The sequence below is a fragment of the Paracoccus lutimaris genome (assembly GCF_003337565.1).
Lineage (GTDB): Bacteria > Pseudomonadota > Alphaproteobacteria > Rhodobacterales > Rhodobacteraceae > Paracoccus > Paracoccus lutimaris.
In genome coordinates this window covers 1-15,392 of the sequence record NZ_QPJL01000013.1, presented here as the reverse complement: position 1 = coordinate 15,392, position 15,392 = coordinate 1, and the positions used below count along the sequence as shown (strand labels likewise).

Below are 15,392 nucleotides of genomic sequence, written 5' to 3'. Positions count from 1 at the left end.
GCGGCCATGATCAAGAAAGTCCTGATATTTGTCCTGCCGGTGCTTGGTTTCGTCGGTGGGGCGATCGGTGGAGATTTGCTGCACGCCCCCAAAACCGACGAGAAATCGGTTTCGGCAGAGGATCACGCGGCAACCAGCGATTCCGAGGCTTCGAGCCATGACGCAGCCAGTGGTCATGATGCGGAAGCGGGGTCCGAAGAACATGCCACCGCAGACGGGCATGGCGAGGCCGCGTCCGATGCCGGGGGTGGCGAAACCGACTGGTTCAAGTTCCCGAACCAGTTCTTTGTTCCCATCATCCGCAACGGATCGCCGACCGCGATCATGGTCCTGACGCTCAGCATCGAGATGCCGGCCTCGGCGCGCCCGAAGATCGAGGCACAGGAGGCCAGGCTGCGCGACGCACTGTTGAGTGCGCTGATGATCGAGGCCAATACCGGGGGCTTCGACGGCAACTATACGGCAGAAACCAGCCTGCAACGGCTGCGCAACTCGTTGCTTGCAGCCGGACAGCGCGCGGGCGGCACCGATGTCCAGCGCATCCTCATCGAGGATATCGGCCGGCAGGAACAATAGCTTTTGCTGGCCGAGCCGGGCACAAGCGTATATTGGCGCGGGGTCCGAACCCAATCAGACGGAGACCGGCTTGCACCCGCCCATCACCATCGCCATGGCAAGCTATAATGGTGCGCGCTTCATTCGCCCACAGCTTGACAGCATAGCACGACAAACTGCGACAGGCTGGCGATTGGTCGTATCGGATGACGGCTCGACGGACGGGACACGGCAGGTCGTCACGGATTTCGCCCGCGATTGCGCGCCAGGCCAGGTCGAGTTGATCGATGGCCCGCGACAGGGCGCAACGCGAAACTTCCTGCATTTGACGCGCCGCGCCGATCCCAACGGCTGGCTGGCCTATTCGGATCAGGACGACACTTGGCTGCCGGATCGGCTGGCGCGCGGAATCGCCTTTCTGTCGGGATTAAGCGGACCCGCCATCTATGCCGCCCGGACCACCATATGCGACGAAAACCTGACGCCACTGACCGCGGCGCCTGCCTTTCCCGGTCCCTTCACGTTCCGCAATGCCCTGATCCAGGCTTGCCTTCCGGGGAACACCATCCTTGCCAACTCGGCCGCGCTGGCGCTGCTGCAAGCAGCGGCGGCCGCCGCCGAAGCGGCGGATATCGTGTCACATGACTGGTGGGCTTATCAGGTTTTGTCCGGTGCCGGCGCCGTCATCAAACGCGACACGGCGCAGGTACTTCTGTACCGCCAGCATCCCGGCAACGTCATGGGGCGCAACGATACCGCGCGTGCGAAGGCCGCCCGGCTCTCGATGCTGTTTGATGGCAGCTTTGCGGGTTGGCTGGCACGAAACCAACGGGCACTTGAGCCTGTCGCCGATCTGATGCTGCCGGAAAACCAGGCCCTGCTGCATCGTTTTGGCGAGGTCCTTTCGGCACCCGGGCCAAGGGCGCTGCGGGCCGTGCTGGCGATGCGGCTATACCGGCAAACCGGGATGGGGACTGCCGCCGTGCTTGCGGCAACGCTGGCCGGGCGCCTGCGCAGCGAAACCTAGCAGGCCAGCGGGATCCGGCGGCGTGCAGCGGATCTCTGGCATCTATCCCAGCAGGCGCGCCAGGTAGCGACCATATTCGTTTTTGGCGAATTTCCGCGCCCGCTCGCGCAGCGCATCGGCATTGATCCAGCCCTGATTATAGGCGATCTCATCGGGGCAGCCGGTTTGAAGACCCTGCCGCTGCTCCAGCGTGCGGACGAAATTCCCGGCGTCCAGCAAGCTGGCATGGGTGCCGGTATCAAGCCAGGCGAATCCCCGGCCCATCCGCTCGACCGTCAATTGGCCATCATGCAGATAGGTCTCGAGCAGGGTGGTGATTTCCAGCTCACCGCGGGCAGAGGGCCGCACCTGGCGCGCGCGCTCGGGCGCGGTACCGTCCAGGAAATAGAGACCAGTGACCGCATAATCCGATGGCGGCTTCTCGGGCTTTTCGATGATCGCATTCACCGTCCCATCGCCGTCGAAGGCCACGACGCCATAGCGTTCCGGGTCCGCCACGCGATAGCCGAATACCGTGCCACCCTGCGGGCGTTGATCCGCCGCCGCAAGCAGTTGCGGCAAGCCGTGGCCAAAGAAGATATTGTCGCCCAGCACCATGGCCGAGGGCGCCCCGGCCAGAAAATCCTCGGCCAGGATATAGGCCTGCGCCAGCCCGTCCGGCGAGGGCTGGACGATATAGTCAAAGTTCAGCCCCCATTGCGCGCCGTCCCCCAGAAGACGGCGGAACTGGTCCTGATCCTCGGGGGTGGTGATGATGGCGATCTCGCGGATGCCCGACAGCATCAGGACCGAGATCGGGTAATAGATCATCGGCTTGTCATAGATCGGCAGCAGCTGCTTGGAGACGCCCATGGTGATCGGGTAAAGCCGCGTTCCCGAGCCGCCGGCCAGAATGATGCCCTTGCGCGCGGGGGCATCGGCAGTGGTCATCACGGGATTGGTCATGGCTTCAACTCCAACAACACTTGGGCAAGTCCGGCGCGCCAGTCGGGACGGGCAATGCCGAAATCGCGCGCGATGGCGGCGCAGTCCAGTCGCGAATTCCCCGGACGCCGCGCCGGGGTGGGATAGTCCGAGCTTGCAATATCAGTGACCCGGCAGGCAAGCCCGGCCTGCGTCATGATCTCGCGGGCAAAGCCGGCCCAGGTCGTGTCCGACGCGCCCGAAAAGTGATAGGTGCCGCCCCGCGCGGGATCGACGCGCATGGCCCGCGCCATGGTCAGGCAGGCGCCAGCGATATCGGCGGCCGGGGTCGGGCCACCGTGCTGGTCCGCCACGACGCGCAGTTCCTCGCGCTCGGCCCCCAGCCGCAGCATCGTTTTCACGAAATTCGCGCCATGGGCGGAGAACACCCAGGATGTGCGCAGGACCGCCCATTGCCCGCCAGCGGCAGCAATGCCCTGCTCGCCAGCGAGTTTCGTCGCGCCATAGACGCCAAGGGGGTCGGTCGGATCGGTTTCCACCCAAGGCCGCGTACCCGAGCCGTCAAAGACATAGTCGGTCGAGATATGGACGAAGGGCACTCCCAGATCGGCTGCCGCACGGGCCATGGCGGCGGGGGCTTCACCATTGATGAGGCGGGCCAGATCCGATTCGGATTCGGCGCGGTCGACGGCGGTATGGGCGGCGGCATTGATGACCGCAGTGCAGCCTGACGCGCGAATTGCCGCTGCGCAGGCCTTGGGATCGGTCAGGTCGGCGGCCTCGCGGTCCAGGAAATGCGCATCCGGCGCAAGGCGGGCCAGCTCGCGCGCGACCTGCCCGGCCTGGCCAAAGACCAGGATGCCGCTCATGCCTTGCCCAGCCTTTGGCCGACGCCCTCACGGGCCAGCAGCGGGCGCCACCAGTCCTGGTTCTCAAGGTACCATTCGACGGTGCGCCGCAGCCCCTCCTCGACCGTGACCGAGGGGCGCCAGCCCAGCTCGTTGCGGATGCGGTCGGGGTCGATCGCATAGCGGCGGTCATGGCCGGGACGGTCGGTGACAAAGGTGATCAGCTGGTCATGAGGCGCATTTTCGGGGCACAGCCGGTCCATTTCGGCGCAGATGGTACGGACAAGGTCGATATTCTTCGCCTCGTTCTCTCCGCCGATATTGTAGCTGCGGCCCAGCTCGCCCTTTTCCAGCACCAAGAGCAGCGCGTCGGCGTGATCCTCGACATAGAGCCAGTCGCGGACATTTCCGCCATCGCCATAGACCGGGATCGGGCGGCCATGCAGCGCGTTCAGAATCACCACCGGCACCAGCTTTTCAGGGAAATGGAACGGCCCGTAATTGTTCGAGCAATTGGTCAGCACCACCGGCAGGCCATAGGTTTCATGCCACGCCCGCACCAGATGGTCCGAGGCCGCCTTGCTGGCCGAATAGGGGCTGCGCGGGTCATAGGAGGTTTCCTCGGTGAACTGGCCGGTCTCGCCCAGCGAGCCAAAGACCTCGTCGGTCGAGATGTGATGGAAACGGAACCCCGCGGGCTTGCCGGACCGGGTCCAGTAGGCGCGCGCGGCCTCAAGCAGGTTATAGGTGCCGGTCACATTGGTTTCGATGAACGCCCCCGGCCCGTCGATCGAGCGGTCGACATGGCTTTCGGCGGCCAGATGCATGACCGCATCGGGCTTGTGCGTGTCCAGCACGCGGTCCAGCGCCTCGCGGTCGCGGATATCGGCCTGTTCAAAGCTGTAAAGCGGGCTGTTCGAAACCGAGGCCACGTTTTCAAGGTTCGCGGCATAGGTCAGGGCGTCCAGATTGACCACCTCATGCCCGCGGCGCACGGCCAGCCGCACCACGGCCGATCCGATGAAACCCGCGCCACCCGTTACCAGAATCTTCATAATCTCGCCTCGTAATCAAAGGGCCCCGCATAGGTGAAGGGGCTGTCGAAATCCGCAAGCGCGGGCGCACCCGCATCCTTGGCGGACAAGAGCGGCTTGATCCCATCGCCCCAGTCGATGCCGACGCTGTCCCAGGCGACCCCGCCATCGCATTCCGGGGCGTAATGATCGGTACATTTATAGGCAATTTCGGTATCGGCCTCGCGGGTCACGAAGCCGTGCAGAAAGCCCGCCGGAATCCATAGCTGCCGGGCATTCTCAAAGGACAGTTCGGCACCGTACCATTGCCCGTAAGTTGGGCTGCCCTTGCGGATATCGACGGCGACGTCGAAAAGCCGCCCGCGCCCGCAGCGCACCAGCTTGCCCTGCGCATGCGGCGGAGACTGGAAATGCAGCCCGCGCAGCGTGCCGATGGCCGCCGACATGGAATGGTTGTCCTGCACGAATTCCGGCAGTTCCACGCCTGCTGCCAGCAGGGTCTTGCGGTTCCAGCTTTCGGAAAAGAAACCCCGAGCGTCGCCGATACGCTTCGGGACCAGGACCAGCACGCCGGGCAGCGGGGTCTTTTCTATATACATCTGTCTCAACCGGATTGGCGTCACGCGTAACAGCGTATGAAGGAACTCGCGCGCGGGCACAAGGACCGCCACTGCGCCCCAGTCTATCCCTCGAACCGGTAAAATGCACCGGGAATAGAGGATGGCCAGCGCCGCAGGGTAAGGGAATTTTTAAGCAGCCACCCGTAACCCTGCCTGAGAACCGACAACCAACTGCGATCAGATCCCATGCTCCGCTACAGCCATGTCGCGACATATATCGGCACCACGACCAGCTTCGTGACCAATGTCACCGACCTGCAGATTCATGCGGGCCAGTCTGGATATACGCTTTACAGCGTGACCCATATCGGCGGCGGTTTCGCCGCATATCAGATCACCACGCCGCAGCAACCGATCCAGATGATCGACAGCCGCGGCTATGCGACCATGCTGGGATATGTTGGCGATCCCCGGGCGGTGGTGATCGAATTGTCGGGCCAGCCGGCCCTGTTCAGCGCCGGCCTGATCAACGGCATGGGCCTCGGCACCCTGATCGAGACCGGGGGAAATTTCGGCGCCGTCGTCCAGTTGCAGGGCCCGAACCGGCTGACGGGCGATGTCATCCTGCTTGGCGAATTCGAGACCCCGCAGGGGCATTTCCTGTACTCGGTGCGCAACGGCCAGACCTCTTTCGAGACCTGGCGGGTGAATGACAACGGTTCGATCAGCCTGGTCGCGCGATCCGGACTGCCCTGGGGCGACGGCATGCAGGGCACCGAAATCAGTGACATGCAGGTGGTGGCGCTGGGTGATCGCAACTTCATGGTGTCGGCCTCGGCGCTGGGGAACTACGTCGCCGTGCAGATGCTCAACAGCAACGGCACGGTGGACGGGGCGACGATGCTTTGGGCGGACCGTGGCCTGGGGCTGAACCAGCCGACGCATCTGACCACCGTCACCGTCGGCACCGTCACCTATGTGGTGGTTGGCTCGTCGCAAAGCTCGTCCCTGACGACCCTGCGGCTGACCTATTCGGGCGAGTTGCTGCCCGTCGATCACGTCATCGACGAGCTGACGACCCGCTTTCGCGGCGCGACAGCACTGGATTCGGTGACCATCGACGGGCGCGCCTTTGTCTTTGTCGGCGGCGGCGATGACGGCATCAGCGTCTTTACCATGACGCCGGAAGGCCGGCTTTTGCACCTCGTGACGCTGAGCGATACCGACGACCGCACGCTGGCCGATGTTTCATCGCTCTCGGCGGCGGTGATCAACGGACAGATCGTGCTGTTCGTCACCTCGCAGACCGAAAGCGGGATCACCCAATTCGTGTTCGACCCCGGGCAGGTCGGGATCACCCGGGTGGTCGGCGCGGATTGGCAACACGGCACTTCGGGCAATGACATGATGCAGGCCAGCGCAGCCACGCTTGGCCTGCTCGGCGATGCGGGCGACGACGTGCTGATCGCGGGCAGCGCACCGCTGCGGATGACCGGAGGTGACGGCGCCGACACCTTTGTCCCCCGCGAGGTCAACGGCCGCATCAACATCATGGATTTCGAGCCGGGCGTCGACCGGCTTGACCTGTCGCTGCTGGGCATGATCCGCTCGACCGCGCAGCTGGTGTTCAGCCCGCAAAGCAACGGCATCAAGATCTTCTTCGGCAATAGCGTGATCTGGATCAGGACCCGCGACGAGACGATGCTGCAAGCCAGCTATTTCGACAATTCGCTGTTTCCGATCGCCCATTACGACCCGCCGAACATGCGCACCAATATCATCGGCACATCGGGGGATGACCGGCTGACCGCCAGCCGCTACGGTTCGTTCATCTCGTCCCATGGCGGAAACGACCTGCTGCTGGGGCGCGAAGGCAATGACACCCTAATCGGAGGTGCGGGCAACGACACGATCAGCGGCGACGCGGGCAACGACACCCTGCGCGGCGATGACGCCAACGACGTGCTGCGCGGGAATGACGGCAACGATCACATATCTGGCGGCAACGGCAGTGACGGGCTGAACGGTGGCGCCGGGAACGACACGCTGCTGGGCGACGCCGGCAATGACCTGCTGATGGGTGAGGTCGGCGACGACTGGATGAAGGACCAAAGCGGCCACAACACGCTTTGGGGCGGCAACGGCAACGACCTGCTGCTGACCGGCGGCGGCAATGACCTGCTCAATGGCGGCAACGGCAATGACACGCTGATCGGCAATGGCGGCAATGATCAGATGGACGGCAGCGACGGCAACGACCGTGTCGATGGCGGCGCCGGGCGAGACACGATCAATGGCGGTCGCGGCAACGATACGCTGCTTGGTGGCGAGGCCGTGGACGTGATGCGCGGCGAAGACGGCAATGACTACATATCCGGCGGCTACGATCATGACGTGCTGAACGGGGGTGCCGGGGATGACACGCTGCTGGGCGACGCCGGCAACGACCTCCTGATCGGCGAAGAGGGCAACGACCGGCTGCAGGACCAAAGCGGCCACAATACGCTATGGGGCGGCAATGGCGATGACCTGCTGCTGACCGGCGGCGGAAACGACCTTCTCAATGGCGGTCATGGCGACAACCGGCTGATCGCAAATGGCGGCAATGACCGGCTGGTCGTCGGAAACGGCGGCGACCTGCTGGACGGCGGACCCGGCAATGATCTGCTCGACAGCGGGGCGGGGGACGATACGCTGTATGGCGGCATCGGCAATGACACCATGAACGGCGGCATTGGCAACGACATCCTTGCCGGGCAGCACGGCGATGACCGGATGCTGGGCATGAGCGGCAATGACGTGATGGACGGTCATGACGGGCGCGACTTGATCGCTGGCCACGCCGGCAACGACACCATGCGCGGCGGCAGCGGCGACGATACGCTTTATGGCTCGACGGGACAGGATTCGCTGCTCGGAGAAAGCGGCAATGACAGCCTGCATGGCAATGATGGCAACGACTCGATCCGCGGCGGTGCTGGCGCGGACTGGATCGATGCCGGTGCCGGTGCCGATTTCGTGATTGCGGATGCCGGAAATGACACCGTCAGCGGACGCGAGGGCAATGACACCATCTGGGCGCTCGGCGGGCACAACCTGCTGCTCGCGGGTGATGGCGACGACGTCATCCTGGCCTTTGCCGGCAATGACCGCTTGCACGGGCAGTCCGGCAAGGATTCCCTGACCGCCGGCGCCGGGAACGATCTGGTCTATGGCGGCATCGGCAACGACATGCTCAATGGCGGCGAAGGCACCGACATCCTGTTCGGCGACGAGGGTGACGACCGGCTGCTTGGCGGCCAGGGCAATGACCGGCTGGAGGGCGGCGAGGGGAACGACCTGCTGGATGCCGGTGCCGGATCGGACAGGCTGATGGGCGGGCGCGGCGCGGATGTTTTCGTCTTTACCATGCGCGGGGATTTTGACGGCAGCCACGACTCCATCCATGATTTTCGTCGCGGCGAGGACGTGATCGACATGAGTGGCCTGAACCTGACCTATATCGGCACCGCCCAGTTCAGCGGCGGCGGCGTTGGCGGACAGGTGCGCACCTACTGGACACAGCAGACCGCACGCGTGCTGGAAATCGATCTGGACGGCGACGGGCGCGCGGATCTGACGATCAGCGTCGGCTCGATCGGCCCGCCGACCGATGCCGATCTGCTGCTTTAGATCCTGCGAGTCGCTGGACGCCATTGCTCGAGATGGCGCGACCGACCAGTGATCATGGAGCAATCTTCAAGGACCGCAACAGGTCAAGATCGCCTGACGCGCTGCTGGCATTCGCCTCCCAAGGCACATTGCGGCAAATGGAAGCGCCTCAGTCGGCTGGGCGCGCATATCCGCTTTCATGCTGGCGGGAGCGGTGCCCCCTGCCGGTGCCTTCAACATGAAGCATCGGAGCCTTCCGGGCGCCTAAGCGTCTATTGCGCCCAGGCTCAAGCCGGTGAGGCGCAGGCCTCACACGCATCGCGACCTTCACATGACTGACCGCTGCCGTGGCTTCAGGCCCTGCGACGCTGATATGCCTGCTCCGGCTGGCACATCCGGGCCGAAAAGCTGCACCGAACGGGACTTTTGTCATTGCACCTAGACGAGCGATCCTTCGCGGCAGGCCCAAGCGACAGTCGGGCCGTCAGCTTCGGCAAGTGGCGCCATAGCCACTGGTCGCAAGAGCGCGTTCACATCCTGTCCGACCCAGCAACCGCGAGTGGTTTTCATCACGACATTCGACCTGATGGCCGCTTCACCCGCCATTCTACGTCATCAAACGCGCAATAGTCCTGGCCGCTCGCAAACGTAGCAGCAGAATACTGCTTCGCGCCTTGCTGCTCGGAACATCGGCAAAGACGGGGCACGAGCTTTGCCGATGCCGCCGATCCGACAATCAGGATATGGGCGTCGGAGGACGCGCCGGCATCGGCGGCTCAACGGCGAGGCCCAGCGCCAGAAGCGGAAGCTGGGCGAGCAGATGGGGCTTCGTGCCCGGAGTTGCCGCTGCAGCGCCAGATAGGGGATTAGGCACCATGTGATCGGATCGACCATTTCGCCAATAAAGTTGATGCGCTTGCCGCGTTGTCCGAGTTCAAGCGCCAGTTGGACGGGCTGCACGCAGCCCATGCGCCGAGGTCGGAAACAGAGTGATCAGGCCGAGGCCGTTTTCGCCCCGGATGCCCGCCATCTCGCCCGGGATACGATACTCCGCGACGACCGTTTGGCCCTGGCGGAACGGGTGGCGTACTCCCCGCGTCAGATACTCAACGCAGCGTTACCGGCATTTTCTGCTGCCGCATCTCACGGGAACCCGCGCATCAAGGCCTGATCAGAGGCCGCGTCGGGTATCGAAAGGTACCGGCAGCGACTGGTTGTACTCGATCAGGAAGGCGTCGATTCCGCCCGCATCCAGAAGCGGGGCCACCGCCCTGCCCTGCACCGCATTGAAGCCGATCTGGGCCAGAAACGCGTATTCCTCGGCCGTATCCACGCCATCGGCAAGGGTGGTCAGCCGCAGATGCTCGGCCAGGGCGACAACGGCCAGGATCATGTGCTGCTGATCCTCGCGCCGATCGCATTCGGCGATGAACTCGCGGCCGATGCGCACACGGCGGATGCCGAACTGGCGCAGATCGGCCAGCCCGGCACTGCCCGAGCCGAAATTTCCCAAAGCGATGCGACAGCCATGCGCGGCAAGACGTTGCAGGGTTTCGGAAACCGGCAGCCGGCCACCCATGCGCCCGATCGGGTCACTTACCTCAAGCTCCAGCCGGTCGGGCGCAAGATCCTGACGGTCCAGTTCCCAGATGATCGCATCGGCAATGTCGGATTCGGCCAGCTCGCGATCCGGGATCTGCATCGAGACGAAGGGCACGCGCATCCCCAGCCGGTCCCACCCGCGCAGCGCGGTCAGCGCCTGGCGCAGGGCAGCGCGGGTGATTTCCGTCAGGGTCCTGGGATCGAGCCGGGATTGCAGCTCGGCCAGCGCAAGGCGGCCGCGCTCCGGGTGATCGATAAAGGTGGCGACGCGCAGGGCCGTCACCTCACCGGTGTCGCAGCAGAGCTGCGGCTGAAAATTCAGCCGCAAATTGTCGACCAGGGTTGGCGTATCGTGCTGCGACTCATGCATGGGAATGCCGGGCATCTCGACGAACATCACCCGCCCCGAGGCACCCAGCGGATCGCGGCTGCGCAGCGCCGCCGCCCCCCGGGCGTAAAGCGCGCAAAGCTCATGGCGCGTGCCGCCTTCGCTGATGATGACGGCATTCACCGCCGGGGCAATCCGGATTTCCGGCAGGTCGATTCCGGTCTGGCAGATCTGCTGCAAATGCAGGATCAGATCGGGCGATTCCATGCCCCGCGGATCGGCCAGCACACCGCGGATTTCCGCAGCCCCCGGCGCCCGCGACTGCGGGATCAGCCGCAATTCCGTCGCCAGCCGCAGCGTCAGCTTGTCGATCATCCGGTCGAACAGCGCCGGTCCAAGGCTCGCGCAAAGGGTTTCAGGGTTTTCCAGCTGCACGACCAGCGCCAGCCGCGTCCTGCCCTGCCCCTCTGCCCCGCCCTTGACCAGCCTTGCCAGACGAGACGCCGCCGCACCGATTCCGTAAGCCATACCAAGTCCCGAATCATGTTCTCTGCTTGGGAGGCTAAGTCGGGCAGGCTTGTCGTCCCGTTAATGGCCGCGCAGGTCCGGCACCTGTTTTTCCGTAAAATTCGATGTATCCGGCATGAGCGCGGTGAAGTCGAACAGGTTCGGATCCGGCAGATGCGAGGGGCGCACATTGGTGAGCGCCCGGAACATGACCTGACGGCGACCGGGGCTGCGGCTTTCCCATTCATCCAGCAGTTTCTTGACCTGCATGCGCTGCAAGCCCTCCTGGCTGCCGCAAAGATCGCAGGGAATCACCGGATAGTTCATAGCGCGGGCAAAACGTTCGCAATCGGCCTCGGCCACAAAGGCCAGCGGGCGCAGCACGTTCAAATCGCCATCCTCGTTCAGCAGCTTGGGCGGCATCGAGGCCAGCCTGCCGCCATGGAACAGATTCATGAAGAAAGTCTCAAGGATATCATCGCGGTGATGGCCCAGAACCACCGCCGTGCAACCCTCTTCGCGGGCGATGCGGTACAGGTTGCCGCGACGCAGGCGCGAACACAGGCTGCAATAGGTGCGCCCCTCGGGGACCTTTTCCTTCACGATGGAATAGGTGTCCTGATATTCGATGCGATGGGCAACCTGACGGTCGGTCAGGAATTCGGGCAGGACGGTTGCCGGAAAGCCGGGCTGGCCTTGATCAAGATTACAGGCCAACAGATCGACCGGCAGCAGGCCGCGCCATTTCAGCTCGTGCAGCACGGCCAGCAGCGTATAGCTGTCCTTGCCGCCCGACAGGCAGACCAGCCAGCGGTCGCCGGGACGGATCATGTCATAGGTCTCGATGGCGGCGCGGGTCTCGCGCACCAGACGCTTGCGCAGCTTGCGAAACTCGGTCGAGGACGGCGCGCCGCGAAACAGCGGATGGATCTCGCCCACCGCGTCGTCGGAAACATCCAGGGCCTCGGCCTCGCTGGCGATATCGTCGCGCATCCTTCGATCCTCAAAGCGCCGCGGCGCGTGGTGGCAGGAGATCAGTCCTGCGGCTGTTCGGTTATGTCGGCGCCCGGCACCGGGTCATAGCCATGACCGCCCCAAGGGTGGCAGCGGCAGATGCGCCGCGCACTCAGCCAGCCGCCACGCAAGCCGCCGTGACGCTCCAACGCCTCAAGCGCATAGGCCGAGCAGGTCGGCTGAAAGCGGCAGCCATGGCCCACCCATGGGCTGGCGATCAGGCGATAGCCGCGCACCGGCAGGGCCAGAATATGCGCAAGCGGGCTCATTTGCCATGCACCCGGGTCAGGGCGGCGGCCAGATCGGCGCACAGATCGGCAAAGACACGCTCGACCGTGGCACCGGGGCGGCCGACCAGAACATAGTCCCAGCCCGGCCGGGCAAGCCCGGGCATGACCTCGCGCGCCAAGGCACGCAGCCGGCGCTTGGCACGGTTGCGCATCACCGCATTGCCGAGCTTTTTCGAACAGGTATAGCCGATGCGGATCGCCTGATCCGCCGCGGCTTCGTCCGAGTGGCGGTGGCGGGCCTGCAGCAGGAACCCCGGCATGCCCTGACGGCGCGCCGAAGCCGCGCGCAGAAAGTCCGCGCGTTTGCGCAGGGTCACCAAGGGCACGCCCGGCGCGCCCCCGGAAACGCCAGAAGCCGCCCTGTCCGGGGCAGCCTTGGCGGCATTCCGGTCAGCGGCGGCATCTTCGGTGGTCCTGTCCATCGCAGGCAGCCGGCGCCTTGCGGCGCGACGGCTTACGCGCTCAGCGACTTGCGGCCCTTGGCGCGGCGGGCGTTCAGCACACGGCGGCCGCCCTTGGTCGCCATGCGCGCGCGAAAGCCGTGGCGGCGGGCGCGAACCAGATTCGACGGCTGGAAGGTGCGTTTCGACATCTTGTAACTCCGGGTCAGGGCACGTCAGGGTATGGGCATTCGGCCCACGCAAGGCGCGCCGGTCTATTCGAGGCCCGCTGCATAGTCGCCCCCTCGCCCCGAGTCAACCGCATTGGCCGGATTTCCGCCTCCGGAACGGCCGGAAAACGCCAATGCCCCCCATAAAGGGAACCGATCCGCAGTCACGCAGGTTTGAACTGCGCGGATGGCACCATTATGTGAAGCACAAGCGACGAGACGAAGGGGAATTTCAAGCACATCATGTCCCTGAATACCCTTTCAGGTCGATTCGCGCTGCTGACCGGCATCTTCGTGTTGCTGGCCGAATTGCTGATCCTGTTGCCCTCAATCTCGAACTACCGGCTGGATTTTCTGGAATCGCGGCTGGAGCGCGCCCAGATCGCCAGCCTTGCGCTTTTGGCGACGGATGAATCGCTGGCGTCAGACCTGGAATCCGAGCTGCTGGAGAATGCCGGCGTCTTCAACGTCGTATTGCGGCGCAACGATGTGCGGCAACTGGTGCTGTCCTCGCCGATTCCGGGGCCGATCTCGGCCACATATGACCTGCGCGAGCAGCCCTTCTGGACCTCGATCGGGGATGCCATCGCGCAGTTGATGAACCCGGCGAACCGGGTAATCCGGGTAATCGGCGCCCCGGTCAATCAGGCCGGGCAACTGATCGAGATCACCACCGACACCCAGGGGCTGCGCGCCCAGATGATCGATTACGGGCTGCGGCTTTTGCTGATCTCGGCCGCATTCTCGGTGCTGACGGCGCTGCTGCTGAACATCGCGGCGCAGCGCCTGCTGCTGGTGCCGATCCGGCGCGTCATCAACCACATGACCGCCTATGCCAGCGCCCCCGAGGACGCCCGCGCCATCATCACCCCCGATGCCCGTCTGGCCGAGCTTCACGAGGCCGAGACCGCGCTGGCCGCCATGCAGCACACCGTCACCTCGGCACTCAAGCAAAAGGCGCGGCTGGCGCAACTGGGTCAGGCGGTGGCGCGGATCAGTCACGATCTGCGCAATATCCTGACCACCTCGCAGATCTTTGCCGACCGGCTGGAAACCAGCGCCGACCCGGCCGTGCGCCGCGCCGCGCCCAAGCTGGTCAACTCGATCAGCCGCGCGGTGAACCTGTGTGAAACCACGATGGCCTTTGGCAAGGCCGAGGAGCCGGCGCCGTCGCTGTCGCGCTTCAACCTCGCCCAACTGGTCAGCGAGGTGACCGAGGGCGAATCCATGGCCTCGGATCGCATCGAGGGTGGCGAGCCGGTCGAGTTCCTGACCGATATCCCCAGCGGGCTGATGGTGCGCGCCGACCGCGACCAGCTGTTCCGGGTGCTGTCCAATCTGGCGCGCAATGCCCGTCAGGCCATCGAGGCCACGCGCAAGCCCGGCACCATCGAGATCGGCGCCGGCGAGACCGACCTAGAATGGTGGATCCGCATCGGCGACACTGGCCCCGGCCTGCCGAAAAAGGCCCGCGACCACCTGTTTCAGCCGTTCTCGGGCGGCTCGCGCAAGGGCGGCACCGGGCTGGGTCTGGCCATTGCCGCCGATCTCTTGCGCAACCATGGCGGCCGGCTGGAGCTGATGCGCAGCGACGAGGAGGGCTCGGAGTTCATGCTGCATCTGCCGCGCGAACTGGCCGGCATTGCCCCGGAACCGATTGCCGTCACGGCACCCTGACAGACGCCGCGCCCTCATCCGAGAGATTTGCGGAAATTCGCATTTTCACCCTTGCACCCCCCCGCCGGCACCGCTAAATCACCGCCCACAGTGGACCCGTAGCTCAGCTGGATAGAGCACCAGACTACGAATCTGGGGGTCGGGCGTTCGAATCGCTCCGGGTCCGCCATTTATCTCTTTTATTGTCTGTCAGAGATATCTGGCTTTCCGTCAGATATCTGACCCAATCTACCCTTCGGCATTGTCGTCGGAGTGTAGCGGCGCGCTAGCTTCCGGACGGACGCGCACTAGCTTCCGGACGAAAAAATTTCGCGTTGCCCTGTCAGGAAGCCTCTCTTTTCGGCCGTCTCTGACACCCTAGGTCCGGCCCGTTCATTTCCACCATCCGCGCGCGCGACCGTGTAGCGGCGCGCTAGCTTCCGGACGGACGCGCACTAGCTTCCGGACGAAAAAATTTCGCGTTGCCCTGTCAGGAAGCCTCTCTTTTCGGCCGTCTCTGACACCCTAGGTCCGGCCCGTTCATTTCCACCATCCGCGCGCGCGACCGATGAGATAGGCCCATTGGCCTGCGTTGTCGCCCGGTCGAAAGCGAAACCCGGCTGATCGGGATGAAGATCGACGGCATCCCCGTCTGCAGCGGGCGTGACCGGGCAGACCAGCAGCACGCGGTGGCCGGTATTCTGGATGATATCGCCGGCGGCCACGGTGATCGCAGCGCTCCAGCTGTCAGTTGCGGTATAGGCAGGCATGATCGGTCCCTTTCTG

The 15,392-nt window shown here is 64.5% G+C and carries 14 protein-coding genes and 1 tRNA gene; 5 read left to right on the top strand and 10 right to left on the bottom strand.

Annotation, left to right across the window (positions count from 1 at the left end; translation table 11 throughout):
• Window positions 1–6 precede the first annotated feature (6 nt).
• Both DFP89_RS12490 and DFP89_RS12485 read left to right on the top strand, forming a co-directional pair.
• Complete coding sequence (locus DFP89_RS12490; protein ID WP_114349728.1) at window positions 7–576, top strand: flagellar basal body-associated FliL family protein; 570 nt, start codon at window positions 7–9, stop codon at window positions 574–576.
• Window positions 530–1,582, top strand: coding sequence for a glycosyltransferase (locus tag DFP89_RS12485; protein WP_114349727.1), 1,053 nt, complete (start codon window positions 530–532; stop codon window positions 1,580–1,582). Before DFP89_RS12490 ends, DFP89_RS12485 begins: the two co-directional genes overlap by 47 nt.
• Before the next feature lie 42 nt (window positions 1,583–1,624).
• Here the strand turns inward: DFP89_RS12485 and rfbA are convergent, their stop codons facing one another.
• The 4 genes from rfbA to rfbC are packed head-to-tail and all read right to left on the bottom strand — an operon-like array spanning window position 1,625 to window position 4,987.
• Window positions 1,625–2,527, bottom strand: coding sequence for a glucose-1-phosphate thymidylyltransferase RfbA (gene rfbA / locus DFP89_RS12480; protein ID WP_425452663.1), 903 nt, complete (start codon window positions 2,525–2,527; stop codon window positions 1,625–1,627).
• A complete protein-coding gene (rfbD, locus tag DFP89_RS12475; protein ID WP_114349726.1) occupies window positions 2,524–3,375 on the bottom strand; it encodes a dTDP-4-dehydrorhamnose reductase in 852 nt (283 codons plus the stop codon). Before rfbD ends, rfbA begins: the two co-directional genes overlap by 4 nt.
• Complete coding sequence (gene rfbB / locus DFP89_RS12470) at window positions 3,372–4,409, bottom strand: dTDP-glucose 4,6-dehydratase (RefSeq protein WP_114349725.1); 1,038 nt, start codon at window positions 4,407–4,409, stop codon at window positions 3,372–3,374. The genes rfbD and rfbB overlap by 4 nt, the downstream gene beginning before the upstream one ends.
• On the bottom strand, window positions 4,406–4,987 hold the full coding sequence (gene rfbC / locus DFP89_RS12465; protein WP_114349724.1) for a dTDP-4-dehydrorhamnose 3,5-epimerase: 582 nt from the start codon (window positions 4,985–4,987) through the stop codon (window positions 4,406–4,408). The genes rfbB and rfbC overlap by 4 nt, the downstream gene beginning before the upstream one ends.
• 207 nt (window positions 4,988–5,194) lie before the next feature.
• Between rfbC and DFP89_RS12460 the strand changes: the two genes are divergently transcribed.
• Window positions 5,195–8,620 carry a calcium-binding protein gene (locus DFP89_RS12460; RefSeq protein WP_114349723.1) on the top strand — a complete coding sequence of 1,142 codons (3,426 nt, stop codon included), beginning with the start codon at window positions 5,195–5,197 and terminating at the stop codon, window positions 8,618–8,620.
• 1,150 nt (window positions 8,621–9,770) lie between these two features.
• Here the strand turns inward: DFP89_RS12460 and DFP89_RS12455 are convergent.
• The 5 genes from DFP89_RS12455 to rpmH are packed head-to-tail and all read right to left on the bottom strand — an operon-like array spanning window position 9,771 to window position 12,932.
• Entirely contained in the window at window positions 9,771–11,057 is a 1,287-nt protein-coding gene (locus tag DFP89_RS12455) for an EAL domain-containing protein (protein WP_114349722.1), read from the bottom strand.
• A gap of 60 nt (window positions 11,058–11,117) precedes the next feature.
• A complete protein-coding gene (gene ttcA, locus DFP89_RS12450; protein ID WP_114349721.1) occupies window positions 11,118–12,029 on the bottom strand; it encodes a tRNA 2-thiocytidine(32) synthetase TtcA in 912 nt (303 codons plus the stop codon).
• 41 nt (window positions 12,030–12,070) lie between these two features.
• Complete coding sequence (gene yidD, locus DFP89_RS12445) at window positions 12,071–12,319, bottom strand: membrane protein insertion efficiency factor YidD (protein ID WP_114349720.1); 249 nt, start codon at window positions 12,317–12,319, stop codon at window positions 12,071–12,073.
• Window positions 12,316–12,762 (bottom strand): ribonuclease P protein component, encoded by a 447-nt coding sequence (gene rnpA / locus DFP89_RS12440; protein WP_114349719.1) that lies wholly within the window; start codon window positions 12,760–12,762, stop codon window positions 12,316–12,318. Before rnpA ends, yidD begins: the two co-directional genes overlap by 4 nt.
• A 32-nt stretch (window positions 12,763–12,794) precedes the next feature.
• Window positions 12,795–12,932 carry a 50S ribosomal protein L34 gene (rpmH, locus tag DFP89_RS12435; protein ID WP_036742148.1) on the bottom strand — a complete coding sequence of 46 codons (138 nt, stop codon included), beginning with the start codon at window positions 12,930–12,932 and terminating at the stop codon, window positions 12,795–12,797.
• A gap of 261 nt (window positions 12,933–13,193) precedes the next feature.
• Between rpmH and DFP89_RS12430 the strand changes: the two genes are divergently transcribed.
• Both DFP89_RS12430 and DFP89_RS12425 read left to right on the top strand, forming a co-directional pair.
• On the top strand, window positions 13,194–14,627 hold the full coding sequence (locus DFP89_RS12430) for a sensor histidine kinase (protein ID WP_114349718.1): 1,434 nt from the start codon (window positions 13,194–13,196) through the stop codon (window positions 14,625–14,627).
• A 92-nt stretch (window positions 14,628–14,719) separates the two neighbouring features.
• Window positions 14,720–14,796: transfer RNA gene (locus DFP89_RS12425), tRNA-Arg, on the top strand.
• Between the two features lie 265 nt (window positions 14,797–15,061).
• On the opposite strand, the gene DFP89_RS12420 is transcribed toward DFP89_RS12425, so the two are convergent.
• On the bottom strand, window positions 15,062–15,392 hold a 331-nt coding region (locus tag DFP89_RS12420), incomplete at its 5' end, for a hypothetical protein (protein ID WP_220269837.1).

Coding starts and splice junctions, on each gene's coding strand:
- DFP89_RS12490 (WP_114349728.1), top strand. CDS start 7: ATGATCAAGAAAGTCCTGATATTTGTCCTGCCGGTGCTTGGTTTCGTC.
- DFP89_RS12485 (WP_114349727.1), top strand. CDS start 530: ATGTCCAGCGCATCCTCATCGAGGATATCGGCCGGCAGGAACAATAGC.
- rfbA (WP_425452663.1), bottom strand. CDS start 2,527: ATGACCAATCCCGTGATGACCACTGCCGATGCCCCCGCGCGCAAGGGC.
- rfbD (WP_114349726.1), bottom strand. CDS start 3,375: ATGAGCGGCATCCTGGTCTTTGGCCAGGCCGGGCAGGTCGCGCGCGAG.
- rfbB (WP_114349725.1), bottom strand. CDS start 4,409: ATGAAGATTCTGGTAACGGGTGGCGCGGGTTTCATCGGATCGGCCGTG.
- rfbC (WP_114349724.1), bottom strand. CDS start 4,987: ATGTATATAGAAAAGACCCCGCTGCCCGGCGTGCTGGTCCTGGTCCCG.
- DFP89_RS12460 (WP_114349723.1), top strand. CDS start 5,195: ATGCTCCGCTACAGCCATGTCGCGACATATATCGGCACCACGACCAGC.
- DFP89_RS12455 (WP_114349722.1), bottom strand. CDS start 11,057: ATGGCTTACGGAATCGGTGCGGCGGCGTCTCGTCTGGCAAGGCTGGTC.
- ttcA (WP_114349721.1), bottom strand. CDS start 12,029: ATGCGCGACGATATCGCCAGCGAGGCCGAGGCCCTGGATGTTTCCGAC.
- yidD (WP_114349720.1), bottom strand. CDS start 12,319: ATGAGCCCGCTTGCGCATATTCTGGCCCTGCCGGTGCGCGGCTATCGC.
- rnpA (WP_114349719.1), bottom strand. CDS start 12,762: ATGGACAGGACCACCGAAGATGCCGCCGCTGACCGGAATGCCGCCAAG.
- rpmH (WP_036742148.1), bottom strand. CDS start 12,932: ATGTCGAAACGCACCTTCCAGCCGTCGAATCTGGTTCGCGCCCGCCGC.
- DFP89_RS12430 (WP_114349718.1), top strand. CDS start 13,194: ATGTCCCTGAATACCCTTTCAGGTCGATTCGCGCTGCTGACCGGCATC.